The 22,512-nt window shown below is 67.5% G+C and carries 23 protein-coding genes; 13 read left to right on the top strand and 10 right to left on the bottom strand.

The annotated features are described in order from the left end of the window. Positions 1 to 83: 83 nt before the first annotated feature. From DI005_RS08590 to DI005_RS08580, 3 genes are read left to right on the top strand one after another with little or no spacing between them, the layout of a single operon-like run. A complete protein-coding gene (locus DI005_RS08590) occupies positions 84 to 1,103 on the top strand; it encodes an ABC transporter substrate-binding protein (protein WP_113641762.1) in 1,020 nt (339 codons plus the stop codon). Then, a complete protein-coding gene (locus DI005_RS08585; RefSeq protein ID WP_158559791.1) occupies positions 1,100 to 2,446 on the top strand; it encodes a cytochrome P450 in 1,347 nt (448 codons plus the stop codon). Before DI005_RS08590 ends, DI005_RS08585 begins: the two co-directional genes overlap by 4 nt. Continuing rightward, positions 2,430 to 2,867 carry a nuclear transport factor 2 family protein gene (locus tag DI005_RS08580; RefSeq protein ID WP_112267749.1) on the top strand — a complete coding sequence of 146 codons (438 nt, stop codon included), beginning with the start codon at positions 2,430 to 2,432 and terminating at the stop codon, positions 2,865 to 2,867. Before DI005_RS08585 ends, DI005_RS08580 begins: the two co-directional genes overlap by 17 nt. Positions 2,868 to 3,363: 496 nt before the next feature. On the opposite strand, the gene DI005_RS08570 is transcribed toward DI005_RS08580, so the two are convergent. The 9 genes from DI005_RS08570 to DI005_RS08530 all read right to left on the bottom strand — a co-directional run bounded on the left by DI005_RS08570 (position 3,364) and on the right by DI005_RS08530 (position 12,521). After that, on the bottom strand, positions 3,364 to 4,188 hold the full coding sequence (locus DI005_RS08570; protein WP_199542661.1) for an SDR family NAD(P)-dependent oxidoreductase: 825 nt from the start codon (positions 4,186 to 4,188) through the stop codon (positions 3,364 to 3,366). Between the two features lie 9 nt (positions 4,189 to 4,197). Beyond that, positions 4,198 to 6,513, bottom strand: coding sequence for an arylsulfatase (locus DI005_RS08565; protein WP_113641759.1), 2,316 nt, complete (start codon positions 6,511 to 6,513; stop codon positions 4,198 to 4,200). A gap of 48 nt (positions 6,514 to 6,561) precedes the next feature. Then, positions 6,562 to 7,509, bottom strand: coding sequence for an ecdysteroid 22-kinase family protein (locus DI005_RS08560; RefSeq protein ID WP_228713985.1), 948 nt, complete (start codon positions 7,507 to 7,509; stop codon positions 6,562 to 6,564). Positions 7,510 to 7,661: 152 nt separating this feature from the next. Then, positions 7,662 to 8,564: an ABC transporter permease gene (locus DI005_RS08555; protein WP_113641757.1), complete on the bottom strand. Its 903-nt coding sequence runs from the start codon at positions 8,562 to 8,564 to the stop codon at positions 7,662 to 7,664. Next, positions 8,551 to 9,432 carry an ABC transporter ATP-binding protein gene (locus DI005_RS08550; RefSeq protein ID WP_147263831.1) on the bottom strand — a complete coding sequence of 294 codons (882 nt, stop codon included), beginning with the start codon at positions 9,430 to 9,432 and terminating at the stop codon, positions 8,551 to 8,553. Before DI005_RS08550 ends, DI005_RS08555 begins: the two co-directional genes overlap by 14 nt. Before the next feature lie 128 nt (positions 9,433 to 9,560). Then, positions 9,561 to 10,157, bottom strand: a complete 597-nt coding sequence (locus tag DI005_RS08545) for a histidine phosphatase family protein (protein WP_113641756.1) — start codon at positions 10,155 to 10,157, stop codon at positions 9,561 to 9,563. Continuing rightward, positions 10,154 to 10,894: an SDR family NAD(P)-dependent oxidoreductase gene (locus tag DI005_RS08540; protein ID WP_158559790.1), complete on the bottom strand. Its 741-nt coding sequence runs from the start codon at positions 10,892 to 10,894 to the stop codon at positions 10,154 to 10,156. The genes DI005_RS08545 and DI005_RS08540 overlap by 4 nt, the downstream gene beginning before the upstream one ends. Before the next feature lie 83 nt (positions 10,895 to 10,977). Further along, on the bottom strand, positions 10,978 to 11,433 hold the full coding sequence (locus tag DI005_RS08535) for a nuclear transport factor 2 family protein (protein WP_199542658.1): 456 nt from the start codon (positions 11,431 to 11,433) through the stop codon (positions 10,978 to 10,980). Then, entirely contained in the window at positions 11,421 to 12,521 is a 1,101-nt protein-coding gene (locus DI005_RS08530; RefSeq protein ID WP_113641753.1) for a hypothetical protein, read from the bottom strand. Before DI005_RS08530 ends, DI005_RS08535 begins: the two co-directional genes overlap by 13 nt. Before the next feature lie 100 nt (positions 12,522 to 12,621). Here DI005_RS08530 and DI005_RS08525 point away from each other — a divergent pair, with 100 nt between their 5' ends. After that, entirely contained in the window at positions 12,622 to 13,062 is a 441-nt protein-coding gene (locus DI005_RS08525; RefSeq protein WP_112267769.1) for a nuclear transport factor 2 family protein, read from the top strand. Here DI005_RS08525 and DI005_RS08520 read toward each other — a convergent pair. Continuing rightward, entirely contained in the window at positions 13,059 to 13,727 is a 669-nt protein-coding gene (locus DI005_RS08520) for a TetR/AcrR family transcriptional regulator (protein ID WP_112267771.1), read from the bottom strand. The genes DI005_RS08525 and DI005_RS08520 overlap by 4 nt on opposite strands. A 67-nt stretch (positions 13,728 to 13,794) precedes the next feature. Between DI005_RS08520 and DI005_RS08515 the strand changes: the two genes are divergently transcribed. From DI005_RS08515 to DI005_RS08475, 9 genes are all read left to right on the top strand, one after another. Next, positions 13,795 to 14,412, top strand: coding sequence for a TetR/AcrR family transcriptional regulator (locus DI005_RS08515; RefSeq protein WP_233520051.1), 618 nt, complete (start codon positions 13,795 to 13,797; stop codon positions 14,410 to 14,412). 163 nt (positions 14,413 to 14,575) lie between these two features. Next, positions 14,576 to 15,397, top strand: a complete 822-nt coding sequence (locus DI005_RS08510) for a glucose 1-dehydrogenase (protein ID WP_199542655.1) — start codon at positions 14,576 to 14,578, stop codon at positions 15,395 to 15,397. A gap of 70 nt (positions 15,398 to 15,467) precedes the next feature. Next, positions 15,468 to 17,054, top strand: coding sequence for an AMP-binding protein (locus tag DI005_RS08505; RefSeq protein ID WP_113641751.1), 1,587 nt, complete (start codon positions 15,468 to 15,470; stop codon positions 17,052 to 17,054). Beyond that, positions 17,051 to 17,620: a TIGR03086 family metal-binding protein gene (locus DI005_RS08500; protein ID WP_137095466.1), complete on the top strand. Its 570-nt coding sequence runs from the start codon at positions 17,051 to 17,053 to the stop codon at positions 17,618 to 17,620. The genes DI005_RS08505 and DI005_RS08500 overlap by 4 nt, the downstream gene beginning before the upstream one ends. A 34-nt stretch (positions 17,621 to 17,654) precedes the next feature. Continuing rightward, on the top strand, positions 17,655 to 18,818 hold the full coding sequence (locus tag DI005_RS08495; protein WP_113641750.1) for an acyl-CoA dehydrogenase family protein: 1,164 nt from the start codon (positions 17,655 to 17,657) through the stop codon (positions 18,816 to 18,818). Between the two features lie 175 nt (positions 18,819 to 18,993). Beyond that, the gene (locus DI005_RS08490; protein WP_113641749.1) at positions 18,994 to 19,758 is read left to right on the top strand and encodes an SDR family NAD(P)-dependent oxidoreductase; all 765 of its coding nucleotides are present in this window, start codon (positions 18,994 to 18,996) and stop codon (positions 19,756 to 19,758) included. Positions 19,759 to 19,776: 18 nt separating this feature from the next. Beyond that, positions 19,777 to 20,811: an NADP-dependent oxidoreductase gene (locus tag DI005_RS08485; protein WP_112267783.1), complete on the top strand. Its 1,035-nt coding sequence runs from the start codon at positions 19,777 to 19,779 to the stop codon at positions 20,809 to 20,811. After that, complete coding sequence (locus tag DI005_RS08480) at positions 20,808 to 21,230, top strand: Zn-ribbon domain-containing OB-fold protein (protein ID WP_233520050.1); 423 nt, start codon at positions 20,808 to 20,810, stop codon at positions 21,228 to 21,230. Before DI005_RS08485 ends, DI005_RS08480 begins: the two co-directional genes overlap by 4 nt. After that, positions 21,227 to 22,381 carry a thiolase family protein gene (locus tag DI005_RS08475; RefSeq protein WP_113641748.1) on the top strand — a complete coding sequence of 385 codons (1,155 nt, stop codon included), beginning with the start codon at positions 21,227 to 21,229 and terminating at the stop codon, positions 22,379 to 22,381. Before DI005_RS08480 ends, DI005_RS08475 begins: the two co-directional genes overlap by 4 nt. Positions 22,382 to 22,512: the final 131 nt, after the last annotated feature.

Genomic DNA, 22,512 nt, shown 5'->3' with positions numbered 1-22,512 from the left:
GCTGATATATAGAAACTGTTGACAGGCTCAGATGAGTTACTCAACACTGACACCATCTTTACCCCGGCTACAGGAGGCTCCCGATGAAAGTTCGCAACGGCGTCCGCGCGGTTGGCGCGGTGTTGGCAGTAACACTGCTGCTGTCTGCGTGCGGTGGCGCCGGCGACGCAGCCGACGAGGGAGGCGCTGCGGAGCTGAAGATCGGCCGCGCACCAGCATGGGCTCAGTTCCCGCTGTTCGTCGCCGAGGAGGAAGGCTTCTGGGGTGACCACGGCATCAAGCCCGAGTTCATCGGCATCAAAGCAGGGCCCGAACAGACCGCCGCTCAGGTGTCCGGGGAGCTCGACGTCGTCGACAACGTCCCGAACAACATGCTACCGATCATCGACAAGGGCACCGACCTCGTCGCGTTCACGGAGACCGTTCGGGCATCACAGTTCGACATCATCGTCGACAAGGACTACCCGATCAGCGCGGAACAGGGAGACTGGCGCGGCGCCATGCGAGACCTGAAGGGCGCCAAGGTCGGCGTTATCGCGCGCGGCACGGGCGCGGAGGACATCGCCCGCACCCTCTTCAAGGAGGCCGGGGTCGATCCGGAATCGGCCACCTACATCGCGACCGGTCTCCCGTCGACGACCATGGCCGCGATGGACAACAATCAGATCGACATGGCAATCACCCTCGAGCCGGGGATCGCTCAAGCGGTCGAGAGCGGTCTTGCCAAGACTCCCTTCTCGGTTCGCGCCGGTGAGGCGCCGGATAGCCTGATCTGGCCGGGCGTGGTGACCACCGCGACGCGTGAGTTCGCCGAGGAGAACCCTGACTTGCTGCGGCGGTACATCGACGTCATGAACACCACGCTCGATTTCATCCGCGACCCCGCCAACAAGGGCCGGGTGATCCAGTTGATGCAGCAGACGTTGTCGACGCCGCCGGAGACCGCGACCTACCTGTACGAGAACCACCTCGACGACTTCCCGGAGAGCGCGGCGCTGAGCGACGAGGAGATCCGGCAGCTCGACGCGGCCGCTCAATGGGTCCAGAGCATCGGCACGGTCGGCAAGCTCTACCCCGCCGAGTCGTGGACCGTCCAGCCTTGAGCCGTGCCCTGCCCGATCAGCCGCCAGAAAGCGAGACGGCGATGACAACAAGCGAAAGCGCGCTGACGGATGGCGGCGTCGACCCCTATGACCCCACATTGCAGCAGTGCCCGGTTCCTACCTACCACGCACTGCGATCGTCGGCACCGGTGTACTACTCGAAACCAGCGGGTGTCTACATCGTCACCAGATACGACCTCGTGGAGGCCGTTCTCCGCGATACCCAGACGTTCTCCAACAACTGCCCCCGTGAAGACCCCCCAAGCCAGGCGATGGAGCAGGAGATCGCCGGAATACGCGCTGAAGGCTGGCCCCACGTCCCCACGCTCGCCACGCAAGATCCGCCCTTGCACAGCCAGTACCGCGCGGTGGTGACGCCGTTCTTCAGTCCGGCCAGAATACGCGCCTACGAGGCGCGCGCCAAAGAGGTCTGCGACCGGCTGCTCGATCGCTTGGCTGATCGAGCGGTTGACTTCGTCACGGAGCTGGCTGAGCCACTGCCGATCCAGGTGACGGCAGAGCTGATGAGCCTCGACACCAGCATGACGGATACCTATCGACGGTGGACGAAGGACGCGACCGTCGCGGTGGGCAACCACGTCGAGGAACAGCGGCGGCTGGAGGCAGAACGTGGGCTCGTCGAGATGCAGCGTTACTTCCACGACCGCATCGAGCAGGCGCGGCGCGCCCCTGGTTCTGACTTCTTCTCCGCGCTGGTCGAGGCGCGCATCACCGAGGGCGACCGCGAACGGCCGCTGTCGAACGAAGAGATGATCTCACTCAGCCGTCAGCTGTTCGTCGGTGGTATCGAGACCACGACGAAACTGCTCGCCGAGGCGGTGCGGGTCCTGGCAGAGGAGCCAGCGCGGTACCAGGAGCTGGCGACCGACCCCGAGGGCATACCCCGATTCGTCGAGGAGGTGCTGCGGCTGGCGAGTCCTGCCCAGGGCATCCCGCGCAAGGTGACGACCGATACTCGGCTCGGTGACGTCCCGATCCCGGCGGGATCGACCGTCATCATCATGTACGCCGCGGCGAACCGCGATCCGGAGTTCTTCGAAGGACCGGACGACTTCGACAGTGGAAGGCCGAACGTGCGCCGCCACCTGGCCTTCGGGAAGGGCACGCACTTCTGCCTCGGCGCGCCGATCAGCAGGATGGAAGCACGCGTCGTGCTCGACGGCCTCATCCAGCGCTTCCAGCGGCTCGAACTCGTGGCCGGCGCGAACGATTTCGCCTACGAACCGAGCTTCATCCTGCGGGGACTCACGTCCCTCTGGGTGCGGTTGTTGTCCAGGACAGACGAGTCAACGGAGGTGCCGGACCATGCCCGACGCGAGTGACCCTCGCCAGCTGGTAGTCAACCTGTTCCAGGCTTGGAGCAGCGGAGACCCGGACGAAGTCGCCGCCTTGTTTCAGCCCGACGCGGTGTTCTTCGACAATGTCAACGGCCGGTTCGACGGCAGGGCAGCGATCCGCCAGTTCTACGCGGGCAGTCTCGAGGTCTGGGACGACCTGAAAACGGCGCCCACGCGCATCTGGGTCGACGGTGACACCGCCGCCTGTGTGTGGACCATGACGGGCCGGATGAAGACCGACCGTTTCGGCGCGGGACTGGCAGGCTCCACGGCTCGCATCGATGGCATGGCCTGGATCCGGTTCGTCGACGGACTGGTCGCCCACGACGAGGAGTATTTCGACCGGGGCGCCCCCCTGGCTTCCCTCGAGGGACGCGGTTTCCTCACCCCGCAAACGGCACCTTGAGCAGCGGAGGATCGATGACTCGCACATGTCTGGGCCGCCGATACAGGTGCCGGCCCGGACATGTGCGAGGCCCGGGCTCCCGGTCTGCTCGAGGCGACTGACGACGGCTCAGTCCACGTGCTGCGTGCCCGGCCAGGCCCTGAGTCCCGCGCTGAGCTGGCAGCGGCCGTCGCATCGTGCCATCCGCGCGGGACCCGGCTAGGCCTGGCGCGGTTACGCCCCGTCAGAGCCGAGGAATACCTCCCTGCGACGGCATCGCCGTGCGACATTTCTTTGCCCACCGCGGCAGACGACCGCATTCGGTACCCGTCCACGGTGGTCCGCGAAGCCCTGGGGCGAACCCGGCTCGGTCCGTGGATCCAGGCCGTGAACACCGCAGGATGATTTGTCGATCGGGCACTGTCGTCGGACGCGCTCGCCTTCGCCGAAGTCGGCTGATACGCACGCAGGTGCTGGCAGACCGCGCGACTCATGCCCGACGATCGCCGACCTCGGCTCAGTACTGCGCGGTCCCGCCGTCGACAGACAGTGCCTGACCCGTGATCCCCGATGCCGCGTCGCCCGCGATGAACACCGCGAGTGAGGCCACCTCGTCGAGAGTGACGGGCCGCCCGGTGGCAGCTTCGCTGCTGTACTTCTCGACAACCGCGTCAACGCCGGCGAGCCCCTGACCCGCTCCGCCGCGGTCCGCGACCAGGTCGGTGACGACCAGGCCGGGACACAGGGCGTTCACCGTCACCCCGGACTTGCCGACCTCGTGCGCCACCGCCTTGACGAGGGTTATGATGGCCGCCTTGTTCGTCGCGTACCCCGCGATTCCCGGCCTCCCGCGCTTGCCCTCCACTGACGACATGCAGATCACGCGACCGGACGACTGGGCCACCATGTAACCCAGCGAGCGACGGAGACCCCAGAACGTGTGGTTGAGGTTCACATCGAGCTCGAACTGCCACTCGTCGTCTGTCATCTCGAGTATGGGAGCGGACTGCCGCACTCCCCCGGCGTTCAGCACAGCGATATCGAGCCGGCCGAACCAGCCATGGGCGGCGTCCACGAGCCGCTCGACGTCTTCCTGCCTCGTGACGTCCGTGGCAAGAAAGCGAGCCCGCTCACCGGCACCGAGCTCGGCGAGCATCTTGTCGCCCTTTTCCTGACTTCGACTGCCGATCAACACAGCCGCGCCCTCGGCGAGAAAGGCTTCCGCGATGCTGCGGCCGATACCCGCTGAGCCGCCCGTGACGACGGCGGTCTTGCCCTGTAGTGAACCCATATCGTTTCTGCCCTTACCTGTTCTGACTGCGGTCGTCCGGCACGCTGACACCAGCGCCGGCTACTCCAGTGCGAGGCCGATCTGGCGTGCTTCCTCGAGCTTGCGTGACGCCGCGTCGGGAGCGAGTTCCCCGGGCTCGTACCGAACGGCGCGCAGCTCGCCGCTGAACGGAAAAGTGCCACGCCGTTGTGCCAGGTCCCAGTCCACCGGTGAGCGAAGGTCCCTTCCGACGTCTATTCCGTTGAAGGGCAGGAAGCCCGCGAACTGCCGGAGGCCTGCGGCCTTGGCCTCCGGTGCCCCGTCCACGACGAGCGAGACGTCCCAGACACCACCGCCTGGCGCGCTGACGTCAACGATCACAGCGCCGCAGTGCTCACCCAGAGCCACGGACATCGAATGCAGGGCACCACAGTTGTTGTGGGTGAACACCAGTTGCCCGTCCTCGACATAGAGCACGTACCCCGACTCCTGACCACCGTGTGCGACGAGCACTCCCTCGTCGCCCTGATGGTAGTTCCACTCGACGACGATCCGGAAAGACCGGCCGGAGATGAGCTGGCTCGACCGCCAGCGCTCGAGTGTGGGTGTGCCTAGCGGGATACGGAGCTGCCCGGCGAATCGCTCGTGCGACGATGGCCGGTAGTAGTACTTGAGCCGGTTGCCCTCATCCAGTGGGAAAACCTGGTTGGCCCAGGCTTCCTCCTCCCACGTGGCCACCAGCCCGGCGAGCCGGTCGGGGTGCTGCTCGGCGAGGTCGCGAGTCTGCGTCGGATCCTGGGCCGTGTGGTAGAGCTGCCACCGGTCTTCGGAGAACGGTGTCAGTGCTTTGTGGACGGTCAGGGCCTCCCAGCCGTCGTCGTACAGCGCTCGGTTGCCCATGCACTCGTAGTGCTGGCGAGTGTGTTCGGTAGGCGCGTCGGGGTCGTCGATGGCGGACCGGAGGCTGACCCCGTGCAGCGGCTCCGCCGGCCGTCCGTGACGTGCGGTGACCGGTGTGAGGCCGATCCAGTCCACCAGCGTCGGCAGGACGTCGGTGACGTGGGAGTACTGCCACCGCACTGGTTGGTCCCGCGCTGGTAGCCGGGCGGGCCAGGACAGCACCATCGGAACCTGGTGCCCGCCTGCGACCGTGGACACCTTGTAGAGCCGGAACGGTGTGTTGCACGCCATTGCCCACCCGCGCGGATAGTGCGGCCAGGTGGTCGGCCCGCCGATCTCGTCGATCCGCTCCAGCGCCTCGCGGATCACGCTGCCGTCGACGTCTCGCGTCTGGCTTCCGCCATCCCGGAAGTACGCCGTCGTCCCCGTCGCCTTGCCTTCCCGGGACGCGCCGTTGTCGCTGGTGATGATGACGATCGTGTTGTCGAGCTCGCCGAGCTCCGCCAGCACGGCACGCAGCCGCCCTACGCTGCGGTCCACGCTCTCGACCATGGCCGCGTAGACCTCCATGTACCGCGGATACAGCGCCTTCTCGTCATCGGTCAACGAGTCCCACGGCGGCACGTCCTCACCCGGTTCGTCGTTGCGTGGCGGGAGCACGGTGTCCTCGGGCATGATGCCGAGTTCCTTCTGGCGCTGGAACCGCTCGGCCCGAAGCGTGTCCCAGCCCGCGTCATAGCGTCCCCGATGGCGGGCGATGTCGTCCGCCTTGGCGTGCAAGGGAGCATGTACGGCGCCATGGGAGTAGTAGAGGAAGAACGGCTTGTGCGGGTCGGCGGTCTTCGATTCCTTGATCATCCGCACCGCGCGGTCAGTGAGGTCGTCGGTGAGGTAGTAGTCGTCGGGAAAGCTTTCCATCTGTACCACACTGTTGCCTTCGTAGAGGCGGTGTGGTTGATGGAAGTTCGTCAGCGCCTCGAGAAATCCGTAGTACTGGTCGAACCCGCGTTGCAGTGGCCAGGACTGCCGGTTTCCCGCCTCGGACATGTCCTGTTCCTTCGACAGGTGCCACTTGCCGACCATGAACGTCGCGTAGCCGTTCTCACGGAGCACCTCGGCCATCGACGGCTGGTTGGCGGGCAGTTCCGAGGCATAGCCGGGAAATCCGGGGTCGATGTGCGCGACGAAACCGACACCCGCCGCGTGCGCGTTTCGGCCGGTCATGAGGGCGGCCCTCGTCGGCGAGCACATCGGAGTGCTGTGGAAGTTGGCGAACCGGATACCCTCGGCGGCGGTGGCGTCGATGTGCGGGGTCGGAATCTCCGAGCCGAAGCAGCCGAGGTCCGAGAAGCCGAGGTCGTCGACGAGCATGACGATGACGTTCGGTGCTCCTTCGGGCGCCTCCGGTCGCGGCGGCCACCACGGTTGGGAGGTCGCGAACGTCGTACCGACTCTGCCGTGAAAACCGGCGTACGCTCCTGAGTCGCGCTGCTGCACTGTTCGTCTCCTCAGTCGGAATCGAGGGGTGCTGAGTCGTGCCACCGCTTATGGCGAAGTGGACAGCATCTGCTGCGGATGTCCGAAGTGCTTGAGCGCGGCGAGCGACCGCACCGCCATCGCCGCGGCGAGTTCGCGAGTGCGCTCTGCCTCGGCATCGGCGACCACGACCAGCGAAGCCGCCACCGCGAAACTCAACGGCAAGGCCAACGCGATGGCGCGGCGCAGCCTTTCCGTCGAGTACTCGACACCCGCCGCGGCCAGCCCACGCTGATAGCCCGCGAGCAACTCCTCACCATGGACCTCCAGGTCGGCGGCCGGGATGTTCTGGGCCAGGAAGTACGAGACGTCAAGGGCGCATGCGCCGCGGGAGAGGCTCTGCCAGTCCAGCAGCACGACCCACTCGTCGAAGAGGAGGTTGTCCAGGCGGACATCGCCGTGCAACAGCGTCTGCGGCTCAGCCGCCAAGGCCCCGAAAGCTGTCGGCAACGCTTCTGCCATCGCCCTGCCCACCTCAAGCGCGTCGGGTGGCAGCCGGTCCGCGAGCGCCTCACAGAGGACCGGCCAGCCATCCCGGAGGATCCCCGTCAGGTTCTCGACCCGATGCTCGTCGGCGTGCCGGGTCACCCACGTCATCTCGGCGAGGGTTGGCCGGTCCCACCAGCTGGCATGGAAGGCGGCCAGTTCGGCTAGCACCGTCTTGGCATGTGCCAGGTCGCATCCGGCGACCTGGTCGACCTCCCGTGCCGCGCCGAGGTCCTCGAGGACCAGGGCGAAGCCGTCAGGCTCGGCGTAGCCCGCCGCCAAGCACCGCGGAGCACGAACCGCCGTTCGATGCGCGAGTTCGTTGAAGAACCGGAACTCTCGAACGTACAAGCCACCGCGGTTCGCGGCCTCCCTCGCCGCAGCTTCCGGTGCCGGAAGCTTCACGACGACGGACCTGGCCGGGTGTGACGGATGTTCGCATTCGAACGTCAGCCGGTAGGACGATCCCATGTGTCCCCGGTCCTCGCCGATCCGCGCGACAGCGACCGAATGGGCAGGCACGTCGGGAAGCTGGAGGACGCGCGGGAGCCAGTCACCACGGAGTTCGCGGCCGTCGCGAGGGAACGGTGCCGGAATCGGCAGCGGGGGCCGATGTTGCGTCATCAGATCGACACTGAGCTCGCGCTCGACTCCAGCGCCCGCCAGCGAAGTACTCGCCGCTCGATCGCCGAAACACCGAGATTGATGACCACAGCGAGTGTCGCGAGCACGATCAGCAGGGCGAACGCGGTGCGCATGTCGAACTGGTTCGTGGAGGTGATCAGAGCCTGCCCCAACCCCACCCGCGCGGCGATGAACTCCCCCATGACGACCGCGAGCAGGGAGTACACCGCGGCCAGCCGCAACGCACCGAACACGGGCGCCATGATGCCGGGCAACACGACCATGCGGAACTTCTGCAGCTCCGTCGCACCCATCGTGGTGGCGACGGTGTTGAGGTCGGGCGGAACCTGGGACACGGCGGCCTGGGTCGGGACCTGGACGATGAAGAAGACGATGACCGCGGCGAGCACGACCTTCGACGACGGGCCGACGCCGAACCACAGGATGAAGAACGGTGCCAGCGCGATCTTGGGCGTGGCGTTGGCGAAGGTCAGATACGGATCGGCGATCGATGCGAGCCGGTTCCAGCGCCCCAGTATCAATCCGACGATCAGGCCGGCCGACGACCCGAGCACCCAGCCCAGCAGGGTCTCCGACAGGGTCACTTGCATGGAGTGCCAGAACGACGACTGCTGGACCATCTCCACGAGCCGCTCGAATGTTTCCATCGGCGTCGCGGTGTACATCCGGGGAAGCCACTCGTCCTCGACCGACCAGTACCACACGCCGATGAGCGCGACGAAGATGAGAATGCGGACGGCCACGACCGGCAGATCGAGTGCGCCCATCCTGCGGGTCCGGCGCCGTGCCTGCTCGGGAGGCCTGGTCGCGTGCTCTGCCGGCGCCGCGGACGGCCGGTCCACTTGATCCTTCGCCACGGTTTCGGTGCTACTGGATTTCATGCCGCAGCTCCTCCCACAGCGTCCGCTCGATCTCCTCGAGCCGTGGATCGAAGAGTTGTTCCTGGGGGTTTCTGGGGCGCTCGACGTCGACCATCATGTCGAGTTTGATCTCAGCGGGCCGGTGGGTCATGACGATGACCCGATCGGCGAGAAGCACGGCCTCGGAGAGGTCGTGGGTCACGAACAGCACGGTCTTTCCGCTGCCTTCCCACAGCGCGAGGAACTCGGACTGCACGCGAACACGCGTCTGGGCGTCGAGCGCGCCGAACGGCTCGTCCATCAACCACAGATCAGGATCGATCGCCAGTGTCCTCGCGATCGCGACGCGCTGTTGCATCCCGTGAGACAGCTGGGACGGGTAGGCATCCGCGAAGTGATCGATCTTCAACCGTTCGAGCAGGGCCATGGCCCGGCTCTTGCGCTCGCGAGCGGCCACCCCGCGGATCTCGAGCCCCAGCTCGACGTTCGCCCGGATCGTGCGCCATGGTGTGAGCGCGGACCGGGCGAGCATGTAACCGATGTCCCGGGACGGGCCGTCTACCGGCTTGCCGTAGCGGCTCACCACGCCCGCGCTCGGCCGCATCAGGCCCGCGAGCATGTTCAGCACGGTCGTCTTCCCGCACCCGCTCGGTCCCACCAGTGCGACGAACTGTCCCGCGGGAACGTGCAGATCGATGTTGTCGACCGCCAGAAGGTTGCCCTTGCCGGGTACGTCGAAGGCGACGCTGACGCCTTCCAGGCTCACCGAGTATTCTTGTGGCGACGGACCCGCGGGTGGTGTCGCCTCGCTTCCGTCTGTCGTGTGCATGACGACACCAGTTGCCCTAGCTCCCATGTCACTTGCCGCCTTCGAGTGTCTTGTGGTCAACGCTGGCCGTTGCCTCGTACGCGTGCGAGCCGAGATGCTCCCTATGCCTGGGGCTCAGGCATAGATTCTTTAGTGCGTGTAGTGTAACTGTCGGGAAACGTCCGAGGAACAGATCCCGGCAACTTTTTTTAGTTCGACTCCACTAAGACGCAGGGTGTCTCGTTCAGTGAGCGGATGACCACCTTGCCGCCCCGCACGCGCTCGACCCGGGAGACGCTGGCGTAGTCCGGGTGGAACCAGAAGACGTCGGAGATGCCCGCCAGATGACCGACATAGGCGTTGATGGTTCCGCCGTGGCAGACGACCGCCACCCTGCCCGCCGGGTGGCTAGCGAGGATCTCGTCGAACGCGTCGACCACGGTCGCCCGGAAGGCGGTGAGGTCTACGACGTCGGGCACGAAGTCCATGTACCGGCCCTCGGCGATGGCCGTCGATCGTGGGTCGTCGCCTTCGAGGAGCTCCAGGGCGACGTACTCCATCGCGTCCGCCGGCAGCCCCCATTCCCGGAGCCCGGGAAGGCTGGTCGGCGCGTGACCGACGGCCGCACCGACGATGTCGGCGGTCTGCCTTGCCCGTCGCAGATCGCTGGAGACCAGCGCCGTCACGCCCGCGCCTTCGAGCGCCCTCGCCAAGCGCCGCGCCTGGGCTATGCCCTCGTCGTTCAACGGCGGGTCGATCCGTCCCGACTCGGGACGCCCGTGCCGGACGAGCAGCAACTCGGTCATCGGCTGCCACCGGCGAACTCGGCCGCAAGCGTGTTCATCACGGCGCGCGGCCGACTGAGCAGATCGAGCATCCCGGTGTCGACCTGGGTCCTGACCAGGGTGGCGAACCGGTCGGGCCAGACGACGTCGTCACCCGCCAGGTGCCCGTCGACCGAACGCTCGGCGACCTCGCGAGGGGTCGCCTTCTCCGCGGCCAGCCCCGCGGCCATCTCGGTGTCGATCCAGCCCGGCAGGGACACGGTCACCGCAACGCCGTGCTCGCGGAGCTCCTCCCGCACGGACGACCCGAGCATCAAGGCGGCGGCCTTGCTGGCGCTGTAGGCCGGCGCGCTCCGGGACAGCGAGACCGCCGCCACCGAGAGGATCATGATGACGCCGCCGCGACGCTGCCTCAACTGCTCGGCGAACGCTCGCAGCAGCAGCATCGACCCGAAATAGTTGACCTCCATCGTCCGGCGGAAGTCGCCGATGTCCGGCGCGGCGAGGATCGGCGCCTGGCTGGTGATGCCGGCATTGCTGATCAGCAGGTCGACATCGCCGGTCGTCGCGGCGGCCTCGATCTGTTCTGGCCGCGTGACGTCCAGCCGCACGGGAACGACCCGGCCACCGCTCCGCTCGGCCGCCCCCGCCAGCGACTCCGGGTCGCGTGCGGCGGCATAGACTTTCGCGGCGCCGCGGTCGAGCGCGACGTCGACCAACGACGCGCCAAGGCCCCGGTTGGCTCCGGTGACCAGCACTGTTCGATCCTCCAGGTCCATTACCGGACCCCTTTCCTTGCCGTCCTGCGTTGCGTGAACCCGCTGCCGGGCCTTGTCTCGGCTCATCCGCTGACGACCTGGCGGTTGCCGCTACGCCAGGAGTACTCCTGCAGACGCTCGGCGATGCGCCAGCCTGCCGTCGTGCGCACGAGCCGGTCGGCATAGCTGCCGGCGATGGTGTAGAGATCTCCGCCCGGCGTGCCCGCACGCACATGCTGGGCGTGGAAATAGCAGCGTGCCCGTGCCGAGTCGCCGTCGACCGCCACCGTGATGCTGCCGATGAGATGCTGGGTCGCGTCGAGTCGCTCCAGCGCCGTGCGCGCCCGGTGCACGATCGCCTCCGCACCGCGCAGCCGTCCGCCCGGGTGCTCGAAGACCGCGTCGTCGAGGAAGGTCTCCGCTACGGCCACCCAATCCTTGCGGTCGAGGGCGTACGCGTAGCGCGTGCACAGGTCCGCGATCTCCGCCCGATCCCGTAGCTGCCGAAGCTCCGCGTCCGTCGAGGTCAGCCGCTCCACGATTCGCCCTCCCTGATGACGACGCATTCGTAGTGAGCGGAGCCGGTACCGCCCGGTCCGGTCAGCCGGACGAAGCTCTCCGCCCAGTCGTGGTCGAAGGTCCGCTCGTTCCCCGCGGCGTCGACGATCACGGTCGGATGCGAGACGTCCCAGACCTCGCCCTCGAGGTAGTCGTCACCGCGGTAGACCCCTTGCCCGAGACCGTCGTCCCAGCCGCCGAAGTACCCGCCGCCCTGGCAGTAGATCCATCCCAGGTCGTCGATGCGGTACTCGCGGTGCCCGCCCTCCGCGTCGGTCAGAGCGAACGAGCCACCCGAAAGCCTGCGGCCGCCGTCGTAGAAGGTGAGGTCATGCTCGACGCCGGTCACCTCGACCAGCCGGTCGGCCAGCATGATGACCCCGCGACCCGATGCGCGGCGGCCGCTCGGATCTTCGAAGAAGTGCCCGCCGTGGTCTGGCATGTTGAACAGCACCCATTGGCGCACGCCGGGCACCCTGCGTTTGGCGGCTCCCGGCGCGGCGTACGGCCGCGGGCCGCCTCGCCCCGGGTGCATTCCCCAGGAGTGGTTGCGGAAGAAGTCCGCCGAGCCTCGGACGAGCTCATACCGCTCGCCGGCGACCTCGACCGTGCCCGAACACGTGCCGGTGAGCTCGTAGGTCGTCCGCTCGCTCACCAGCCTGCCGTCGACTCGGGTCGTCTCCACCGGGCTCCTCGACGGTGGTGTCGTGCTGCGGCACAGCAGGTCGAGCGCGATGCCCAGCTCGTTGGACCCGAGGGTCAACCTGAACTCGCGCAACGGTTCGACGATCTCGATGGCGAGCGGACCGACCCGGAGCATGTCGAGCTCCGGCCGTAGCCGCCGGGAGACCCGCAGGTTGTACTGCCGGCCGCCGTGGCGCAGGCACACGAAGCCGTCCATGACGTCGTTGTTGGGGTAGAGCCGCAGACTCGCGGTCAGACAGACCCGTCCAGCGTGGTCGGCGACCCCGACGTAGTGACCGTCATTCCAGGAGGGGTCGCCCGTCGCGGCGCCCGCGAAGGACTCCGCGATCTGATGAAACGGGTATTCGTCCAGACCGATGAGCATGCGAATCCCTTTCGTCCCGGCCGGTGGACTACCGCAGCCACCATACTATAATCTGACTTCAGAATCTATCGGGTCAGTACGAGCAGACGCGAGGTGACAGATGCCGGACGAGGAACAGGTTCGCCAGGCGCGAGAGGACACGATCCAGGCTCTCTTCAAGGCATGGTCCAGCGGTGACCTCGACGCGCCGCGGCGCTTTCTGACCGAGGACCCGGCACTGGAGGACTCGGTCGGCGGCCGGTACGAAGGCTGGGAGGCGATCCGCGCTTACTTCGGTCACGGTCTCGACCGGTACCCCGACCTGAAACTCGAACCGTCCGGACGGTTCTGGCACCGGCCGGACGGGGTGGCCTTCACCTGGACGATGTCGGCGACGCAGACGGACTCGTCCCTCGGCCCGGAGTACGTCGGAAAGCCGTGGCGGGTCGATGGAATGAGCTTCGTCGTGTTCGAGGGCGACCGCATAGCCGAGGAGGTCGACTACCACGACGGCGGCGCTCGGCTGCGCTACCTGAAGGCCATGGAGCCGGAACGGCGTTAGGAGTCCGCGTCCCACCCATTGGCCGCGACCAGGCGGACGCAGACGTCCGCGAGCTCGTCGGATAGTTCCGGCAGCGGATACCCGGTGAGGGCCCCGCCGGGCAGCACGGCCGCCTCGGCGGCGAGGATGATGTCGAGCAACGCCCTGATCCGCAGGGTGTCGCGGGCGTGCTGCTGGCGCGCGGCCCGGCCACTACGGACACCGTTCGAGAGGTAGTCGTAGGCGCGGGAGCGGTGGCGCTCCTCCCACTCGGCCCGCAGCTCCAGAGCCCGGCCGGTCGTCGACTGCGAGTAGCGGCCGATGAGGACGCTCTCGTCGGGGTGCGTCGTCCACCATTCCCAACCGGCCTTCACGACCCGCCGGAGCACGTCGGCGCCCACCTTCTCGCCGGACGCGCGTAGCCGCATGACGTACGCGCTGAACTGCTCCATCGCCGACTTCAGGGCCTCGTGCAGCAACTCCTCTTTGCTGCCGAAGTGGTAGTAGATCGCGGTCGGCACGACGCCGGCTTTCGCCGCGACGTCCTCGATACTTGACTCCGCGTAGCCCTGACGTGCGAAAACCTCGGTCGCGACCTGGATGATCTCCGAACGCCGGGACGGACGATGCGCGGGCTTGCGTTCACCCTCCATCTCGTCGGTGACCGCATCGCCCCTACTGCCCATGGCACACTCCGCTCATCGCTCGGCGTCGCACCTGTGCCATCACCTTAGCACTGGATATTGTAGTCCCATGCCAGAATCAAAAGCGCGTCGACCGGCTCATCGCCCTTCCCGGCGTTTCCAGCTCATCGAGGCCGCCGTCGAGCTTTTCGCCGTTAAGCCCGTCGACCTCGTCACGATCGCCGAGATCGTGCGGCAAGCGGGCATGACGCCGGCCGCCTTCTACTACCATTTCCCGTCCAGGGAAGATCTCCTGCAGGAGTTCGTGACGCAGTTCGCCGAGGACTGGACCCACCAGGCCGAACGGTTGTGGAGCGATGCGCAGTCGGCCGACGATGTTCTCGCGGTGGTCCAGCGGTTGCTCGACTGGGCGAACGAGCATCGCATGAAGGCCTCGGTCTACTTCGTGAACTCACGAGGAGCCTCGGTCGCCGTCGAGGAGATCAGGCAGAACGCCACGTCGCGGACATCCGCCGCGGCGGCGGCCGCCATCTGCCGAGCAACAGGGCGGGAGCCGGGTGCCTCCACATCGCTGGAGGGATTGTCCCTGGTCACCGTTATCGAATCGGCCTTGCGTGCGGAGCTGTCTCTCGACGCCGCGTATCGCACGCTCGGCCCGCAACACTTTCGCGACGAGGTCCACGAGCAGTGCGCCCGCGTGATCAACGTGCTCTACCGGGTGGCCTGATCAGCGGAGCGTGACCCAGTGCGCTGGGTGCCCGCAACGGCGGGGATCGGTAGCGCGGGAACTGGTCAGCCGATCGAGGGTGTGCCATAGTGCAGGGCAAGTTTCAGTAGTTTGTATATCGAAACTACCCATGCAGCGGAACTACTCACGAGAGGTCGGGCGCGTGGCGAATCGGTTGCGAAACAAGGTGGCGGTGGTTACCGGCGCCGCGAGCGGTATCGGCGAGGCGATCGCCCGGTCGATGGTCGAGGAGGGAGCGTCCGTACTGCTGGCCGACATCGCCGACAGCAAAGGGAAGGCCGTCGCCGGTGAACTGGGAGACAGCGCGGAGTTCGTCCACTGTGACGTCACGTCGGAAAGCGACATCCGCGCGCTGGTCGACCGTGCGGTCGACCAGCACGGACGCCTCGACTGCATGGTCAACAACGCGGGCGTCGTCGGCGCATCCGGTCCGATCGACGCGCTCAGCGTCGATGACTTCGAGTTGGCGACGTCGGTTCTGCTGCGCTCCGTCTTCCTCGGTACGAAGCACGCGGCGCGCGTCATGAAGCCGCAGGGGTCAGGCGTCATCCTCGCCACGACGAGCATCGCCGGCGTGCAAGGCGGCTGGGGTCCGCACCTGTACGCGGCCGCGAAGTCCGGCGTGATTGGACTGACGCGCAATGTCGCCGCCGAACTGGCCACCTGGGGTATCCGCGCGGTTGCCATCGCTCCCGGCAAGATCGTCACGCCGATGACCGCCGGGCGGGTCGCGGGCGACTCGAACGACTTGGCGGCCACCACCGAGGCGTTCAAGTCGCGGACGCCGTTGCGAGGACACATCGGTCTCCCCAGGGACGTCGCCGCGGCTGCCGTATGGCTGGCCAGCGACGAGGCGGGATTCGTGAGCGGCACGACGATCATGGTCGATGGCGGACTGACCACGGGCTCGAAGGAAAACCTTGCCCCTGAGGATCTCGGCAGTTGGGCGCAGCCGCAGCGATAGTTTCTTGACTTCCACTGTTTCTATATGGCTAGTATAGTTACCGACTCGCCCGTCGGTGACAGGAGGAACGGTGGAACTGGGACCGATCGCCGAGCGCGCCGAGGAGCAACCCGACGCCGTGGCCGTTGTCGACGACGCGCGATCGCTCACGTGGCGTGGGCTCGCGGCTGAAGTCACCGCTGTCGCCGGCCGGTTCGCGGCGCTGGCGCCACACCCCGACCAGCGCATTGGTGTTCTCGGCGAGAACCGGATAGAGACGGTGGTCGCCCACCTGGCGGGCCTGTTGTCCGGCGTCGGCACCGTAGCCCTCTCACGGCAGCTCACCAAGACGGAACTCTCCGACCAACTCGCCGATTCCGGTGCGGTGGCCGTGGTCACGGGCCCGCTCGGTATCGCGGCGAGTCTGGTCGCCGCTGACGCGGTGGACGCCACCGTCATCGCCCACAACGTTGATCCCTGGCAGGACATCCCAGCAGGCGGCGCCATCACGACCTGGGCCGACGTGGCGTCAGCCGCTGTCCGGCCCGGCACTGAAGAGACTGACCACGCGGCGAAACGGCCGCCACGACCACCGATCGTGTACACGTCTGGAACGACAGGCCGGGCACGGGGCACGGAGGTTCGCTGGCTGCCCAGATCGTTCGCCACCGCGCGGGAATACGCCGCGGCGCTCGCCGCCAAGGCCAGCTTCCCGTCCGGAGCGCATCTGATCGTGGGTCCCCTCCAGCACAACGGCCCGTTGACCGCCCTCCGGCACATCATCTCTGGCCAGCCACTGGTGGTACTCGGTCGTTTCGACTCGGAGCGGGTGCTGCACCTGATCGAGCGGCACTCCGTGACATCGTCGGTCATGGTGCCCACGCACTTCCAGCGCCTCCTCGCCCTCCCCGCCGACACCCGTGCGCGCTACGACGTGTCCTCACTCGTCACGGTTGCGCACACCGGATCGGCATGCCCGCCCGACGTGAAGCGGGCGATGATCGACTGGTGGGGCCCGGTGCTCACCGAGTCCTATGGCGGGAGCGAAATCGGCACCGTCTGCCGGATCACCTCCGAGGAGTGGCTGGCCCATCCGCGGTCCGTCGGCCGCTGCGTCCCGCCGTTCGAAGTCGTCGTGCTCGACGAGAACGGCAACCGGCTACCGCCCGGCGAAGTCGGCGTCCTCGGCTTCCGTGCACCGGCGGAGTACGACGTCGAATTCCATCGCGACCCGGAAAAGACCGCGTCCGCCCACATCGCGCCCGGCGTCGCCTCACTCGGGGACGTGGGATACGTGGACGAGGAAGGCTACGTGTTCATCACGGACCGGATCGCGGACATGGTCATCTCCGGCGGTGTGAACCTCTATCCCGCTGAGATCGAGCGTGTCTTGCTCACGCACCCGGCGATCGCCGATGCCGCCGTCATCGGCGTGCCCGACACCGACCTCGGCGAGTCGCTGCTCGCGCTGATCGTGATCGCAGAGGACGCCGAACAACCGGCCGAGCGCGTGCTCGTCGACTTCCTGAAGCGGTCGCTTGCCGGCTACAAGGTGCCTCGCCGGTTCCGATTCGTTGACGAGGTCAGCCGCAACGCCATGGGCAAGATCGACAAGAAGCTGCTCCGCAAGCGGTACGCCGAAACCGCTGGAGCGCACAAGGAAGGGAGCGCGCTGTGAGCGACAGCCGTCAAGGCCCGGCCTCCATCAGAGACGTCCTGGTCGAAGGAATGGACCTCTTCGAGTCCGAACTCGACCGTGTGACGGCCCACGACTGGGCCAACGCCACGCCGTGCGCCGATTGGACCGTCGCCGACCTGGTGCGCCACGCCGCCGACACCGCCGACCGGGCAAGTGCCTTCCTGCGAGACCAGGCGTGGCAGGCCTCGGAATCAGCCTCGCCTGCGCGAGAGCGTTGGTCGGAGGCCGGCGGGCAGCTACGCAAGGTCCTGGCGGAGACGGCCCTCGATGACCGATGGCCGCTGCCGTCCGACTCTCCGCATGCCAAGTTGCTGTTCCACGGCTGCGATTTCACCGTCCACCGATGGGACCTTGCGGTCGCCCGCGGGGAGGAAGCGGAACTGCCGGCCGCCTGGGTGTCCTTCATGGAGTCGTTCTTCCGTTCGGTGCCGGCCGAGGTGCTGCGCAGGCCACGTGCGTTCAGCGACCCGCTCGAGCCCGCCGACGGTGATGGACCGACGCGGCGGCTCATGGCGTTCCTCGGTCGCCGCCCGCTCCCCGCGTGATTCCACCGAGCCGGCAACGGAGGCGCGGCAAAGAATGACGATCGACTTCACCATCCCTGACGAGGTCGCGGAGCAGCAGGACCGGATCCGGCGGTTCATTGCCGAGCAGGTCATCCCACTCGAGGAACGCGTCATCGGCAGGAGCGTCGACGACGCGCTCACCGCCGAGCTGCGGCGCCGCGGCCGTGCCTCAGGCGTATGGGCGCCGCAACTCAGCGCGGAGCTCGGCGGCGGGGGCTTCGATCTGCTCTCGAGCTCGATCCTGCTGGAGGAGGCGGGTTACTCACTGCTCGGCCCGCTCGCGCTGAACTGTGCCGCGCCCGATGAGGGCAACCTCCATCTGCTGGACACGGTGGCCACGCCCGAGCAACGCACCCGGTTCCTGGAGCCGCTGGCCCGGGGAGACGTCCGGTCTTGCTTCGCGATGACGGAACCACCGCCCGGCGCCGGGTCGGATCCGTCCGCGCTACGGACCCAGGCCCGTCCCGACGGCAACGAGTGGGTGATCAACGGCGAGAAGTGGCTGATCACCGGAGCCGACGGTGCCGGGTTCGCCATCGTGATGGCCCGCACCGGCGAACACGCGACCATGTTCCTGGTCGACGCGGACAATCCCGGGATGGTCGTGGGCGAGCATGCGCACACCATCGACGCCTCCATGCCTGGCGGCCACTGCCGGGTGACCTTCACCGAGTGCCGCGTGTCCGTCGATGACGTGCTCGGCGAGGTGCACCAGGGTTTCCGGTATGCGCAGGTACGCTTGGCGCCCGCCCGGCTGACCCACTGCATGCGATGGCTCGGGGCGGCGCGCCGCGCCCACGACATCGCGGTGCGGCATGCCGTGCGGCGTGAGGCGTTCGGGTCGCGACTGGCCGACCTCGGGATGGCCCAGCAATTGATCGCTGACAACGAGATCGATCTGCACGCCAGCCGGCTGCTGCTGTGGCAGGCCTGCTGTGCCATCGTGCAAGGTTCACGCGGCGGGCAGGAGTCCTCACTCGCCAAGGTGGCCATCAGCGAGGCGGTCAACCGCGTCGTCGACCGCGCGGTGCAGCTCGCGGGGGGCATGGGCACCAGCGAGGAGGCGATCCTCGGCAGGATCTACGCCGACGTTCGCGCCTTCCGCATCTACGACGGCGCCTCTGAGGTGCATCGCATGTCCTTGGCGAAGCGGGTGGCGCGACGAGCCACGGCGTGAATACCTGTAGCCCACCCAAGCATCTCCCGAGCGGATCTGGGCTGCTCCGCCCGACACGGACATGGGCATCCGCCGTCGAATGCCTTGACGACAAGTAACTATATTCGTACTTTACAAACTGTCCCAAAGGGTCAGCACCGCTGGCTTTACCTCCCATCCCGAAGGAAGGTTCCTCATGGAACTCGGCCTCAAGGGCCGCAAGGCGATCGTGACCGGAGCCAGCCGTGGCATCGGCAGGGCGATCGCCGCGCAGCTCGCGGACGAAGGTGTCGACCTGGTGCTCTGCGCACGGGGCGAGGAAGCTCTCGACAAGACAGCGGCGGAGCTCGCGCACTTCGGCGTCAACGTGCACACCGCCCGGCTCGACGTGTCCGAAACGGACGCCATCGTGCCGTTCGTGGAGCGCGCCGCCGATCTGCTCGGCGGACTCGACATCCTGGTGTCGAACGCGTCGGTGGGCACCCAGAAGGGCCCGGAGCAGTGGCAGACGAGCTTCCAGGCCGATCTGCTCGCATTCGTGCGTCTCGCGGAAGCCGCCGTGCCGTATCTGGAACGCTCTGACGCACCGGCGATCGTCTCGATCGGCACGACGTCCGCCTTCGACACACTGCCCCCGACCGGTCCCAACTCGTATGGCGCCGCGAAGGCCGCGGTGACCCACCACGCCGCGGCGCTGGCCCGCACCCTCGCGCCACAAGGAATTCGGGTCAACACCATCTCTCCCGGTCCCGTGGAGTTCCCCGGCGGCACGTGGGAGCGGATCAAGGAACAGCGCACGGAGTTCTACGAGGGCGTCCGATCTCGCATCCCGCTCGGCCGGCTGGGGACTCCCGAGGACGTCGCCAGGGCCGTTGCTTTCGTCGCCAGCCCGGCCGCCGCGTACTGCACCGGCGTCAATCTCGTCGTGGACGGTGGCTTCGTCAGTCGGGTGCAGTTCTAGAAACGCCAGGGGTACATCATGCTCGACACCTTCCCCGCCACGACCCGCGTCGTGTGCCTGGCCTCGCGCCCGGCGGGCGAACCGGGTCCGGAGAACTTCGGCATCGGCCACCAGCCGATCACCGAGCCCGTGCCAGGTCAGCTGCTGGTCCGCAACGTCTACATGAGCGTGGACCCCGCCATGCGGGGCCGCATGGAGACCACGGAGAAGCACTACACCACCAACTTCGAGGTCGGCGGCCCGCTGGACGGCTCGGCCATTGGCGAAGTCGTGGCCGGTGACGTCGACGGCTTTCCGGTCGGGTGCTACGTCCGGCATCGGCTCGGGTGGCGGGACTATGCTCTCGTCGACGCGGCCACCGCGACAGTCGTGGATCCCGACCTGGCGCCCCTGCCGGACTGGCTCGGCATCCTCGGTCAGACCGGGTTCACCGCTTACGTCGGACTCGTCCGAACCGGTGGCCTGCGGGAAGGTGACACCGTCTTCATCTCGGCGGCGGCGGGGGCCGTGGGAAGCGCGGCCGGGCAGTTCGCGAAACTGCTCGGTGCCGAACGCGTCATCGGCAGTGCGGGCGGGGCACGCAAGGCCGAGCTGCTCGAGTCTCAGCTCGGGTTCGACGTAGGTATCGACTACCGCGCGGATCTACCCGGCGGTCTGGCGGCCGCTGCGCCGGACGGTATCGATCTGTACTTCGACAACGTGGGCGGCGAACACCTGGTGGCTGCGCTCCACGCGCTGCGCCAAGGCGGCAGGGTCGCGCTCTGCGGGATGATCGCTGACCTGCGCAGCCGCGCAGACTCGCCGCCGATCGCTCACCTGATCCAGGCGACGCTGAAGCGGCTCACGATCCAGGGTTTCATCGTCCGCGATCACGAGGATCTCCGGCCGGAGTTCGAGCGCCGCGTCGCGAATTGGTTGCGCACCGGCGAGGTGGTCTCGCGGCAGACCATCACCGACGGTTTGGAGAACGCGGCCGACGCGTTCCTGTCCATGCTCACCGGTGGCAACATCGGCAAGGCGTTGGTGCGTATCGGGCCGGAGCGGCTGTCGTGAGCAGCCCGGCGCCGCCCATCGATGCGAACGTGATCGCCTCTCTGGACCCGATCCGCCTCGCCGGGGCTCGCTGCGCGGAATGCGGCACCACGACATTCCCGGCGCAGGCCGACTGCCCACGTTGCGCCCGCAGGACGATGAATCGGATCGAGCTTCCCACCGAGGGCGTGCTGTGGACGTGGACCACGCAGACCTTCCAGCCCAAGGCGCCGTACGCCGCGCCGAGCACCGGCTTCGAGCCGTTTCCGGTCGGCTACGTCGACCTCGGTGACGTCATCGTCGAGGCACGACTCGAGGCCGACCCCGAGGCGTTGCGCGTCGGCACGCGCATGCGCCTCGTGCCGTTGACACTGCTGGTGGACGGGGGTCAGCCCGTGATCGGCTACGCGTTCGCACCTGCGACGGGAGGATCTGCATGAACCACGGCGCAGTGGCCATCGCGGGGATCGGCATGACGCCGTTCGGCAGGCACTCCCCCGACTACTCGGGCCGGGACATGGGTGTGGACGCCGCACGCGCGGCACTCGCCGACGCGGGACTGTCCTGGCAGGACATCGACTACGCGGTCGGCGGGAGCAACGTCTCCGGGAAGCCTGACACGACCGTGTCATCCCTCGGCCTCACTGGAATTCCCTTTGTCAACGTCCGAAACGGCTGCGCCACGGGCACCGTCGCACTGACCACCGCGGCGCAGGCGATCCGGTCGGGCGAGGCGGAAACCGTGCTGGTGCTCGGGTTCGACAAGCATCCGCGCGGCGCGTTCGGGGCACGACCGGCCGACTACGGGCACGGTGACTGGTACGGGCAAAGCGGGCTGATGGTGACCACCCAGTTCTTCGCGATGAAAGCACGCCGCTACCTCGACGCCCACGGGCTGCCGGACGAGGTGCTCGGCGAGGTCGCCGCGAAGGCGTTTCGTTGTGGGGCGGCCAATCCCGACGCGTGGCGGCGTACCGAGTTCACCCCCGACGAGATCATGGCGGCGCGAGTCATCAACCCGCCGCTCACCCAGTACATGCTCTGCTCTCCTGCCGAAGGCGCCGCCGCCGTAGTACTCACCAGCGCGGACCGCGCAGCGGACCTCACCGACCGGCCGGTCACTTTGGCTGCCGCCACCATGCGCACCCGCCGGTTCGGCTCGTTCGAGGTCTTCGCGAGCTGGCTCCCGCCAGGAGCCGATGCGAGCCCGACGGTCGACGCGGCCCGCGCCACGTTCGCCAAGGCGGGGGTGACCCCGCGCGATGTCGACGTGGCCCAGCTGCAGGATACCGACGCCGGGGCCGAGATCATTCATATGGCCGAGACCGGCCTCTGTGAGCACGGCCAGCAGCGTGAACTTCTCGACGCCGGAGCGACGTCACCCGAAGGGACGCTTCCGATAAACACCGATGGCGGGTGCCTGGCCAACGGCGAACCAGTCGGAGCCTCGGGCCTGCGGCAGGTACACGAAGTCGTCCGCCAGCTGAGGGGCACGGCAGGAACCCGCCAGATTGCCGGCGAGCCGCGAGTCGGGTTCACCCACGTGTACGGCGCACCGGGGATCGCCGCCTGCACCATCATCACCCGCTGAACCCTCGCGGTCGAGAACCAGTTCGGCCCCGTAGACGGATACCTTCCGTGATGGGTCTGCAGGACATGCTGCGCGCGGCGAGTTCGGTGTGGGCGACGAGGTGACGCAACCGGCAGCGTCCCTACTGGACA

The organism is Prauserella sp. PE36 (assembly GCF_003311655.1).
Lineage (GTDB): Bacteria > Actinomycetota > Actinomycetes > Mycobacteriales > Pseudonocardiaceae > Prauserella_A > Prauserella_A endophytica.
This window is presented reverse-complemented; position numbering and strand designations above follow the sequence as displayed.

What these genes read in the sequence shown, in the direction of transcription:
- DI005_RS08515 (WP_233520051.1), top strand. Translation starts at nt 13,795, where the DNA reads ATGCCAGAATCAAAAGCGCGTCGACCGGCTCATCGCCCTTCCCGGCGT.
- DI005_RS08555 (WP_113641757.1), bottom strand. Translation starts at nt 8,564, where the DNA reads ATGAAATCCAGTAGCACCGAAACCGTGGCGAAGGATCAAGTGGACCGG.
- DI005_RS08520 (WP_112267771.1), bottom strand. Translation starts at nt 13,727, where the DNA reads ATGGGCAGTAGGGGCGATGCGGTCACCGACGAGATGGAGGGTGAACGC.
- DI005_RS08545 (WP_113641756.1), bottom strand. Translation starts at nt 10,157, where the DNA reads ATGACCGAGTTGCTGCTCGTCCGGCACGGGCGTCCCGAGTCGGGACGG.
- DI005_RS08475 (WP_113641748.1), top strand. Translation starts at nt 21,227, where the DNA reads ATGAACCACGGCGCAGTGGCCATCGCGGGGATCGGCATGACGCCGTTC.
- DI005_RS08530 (WP_113641753.1), bottom strand. Translation starts at nt 12,521, where the DNA reads ATGCTCATCGGTCTGGACGAATACCCGTTTCATCAGATCGCGGAGTCC.
- DI005_RS08485 (WP_112267783.1), top strand. Translation starts at nt 19,777, where the DNA reads ATGCTCGACACCTTCCCCGCCACGACCCGCGTCGTGTGCCTGGCCTCG.
- DI005_RS08590 (WP_113641762.1), top strand. Translation starts at nt 84, where the DNA reads ATGAAAGTTCGCAACGGCGTCCGCGCGGTTGGCGCGGTGTTGGCAGTA.
- DI005_RS08560 (WP_228713985.1), bottom strand. Translation starts at nt 7,509, where the DNA reads ATGGGATCGTCCTACCGGCTGACGTTCGAATGCGAACATCCGTCACAC.
- DI005_RS08525 (WP_112267769.1), top strand. Translation starts at nt 12,622, where the DNA reads ATGCCGGACGAGGAACAGGTTCGCCAGGCGCGAGAGGACACGATCCAG.
- DI005_RS08490 (WP_113641749.1), top strand. Translation starts at nt 18,994, where the DNA reads ATGGAACTCGGCCTCAAGGGCCGCAAGGCGATCGTGACCGGAGCCAGC.
- DI005_RS08495 (WP_113641750.1), top strand. Translation starts at nt 17,655, where the DNA reads ATGACGATCGACTTCACCATCCCTGACGAGGTCGCGGAGCAGCAGGAC.
- DI005_RS08580 (WP_112267749.1), top strand. Translation starts at nt 2,430, where the DNA reads ATGCCCGACGCGAGTGACCCTCGCCAGCTGGTAGTCAACCTGTTCCAG.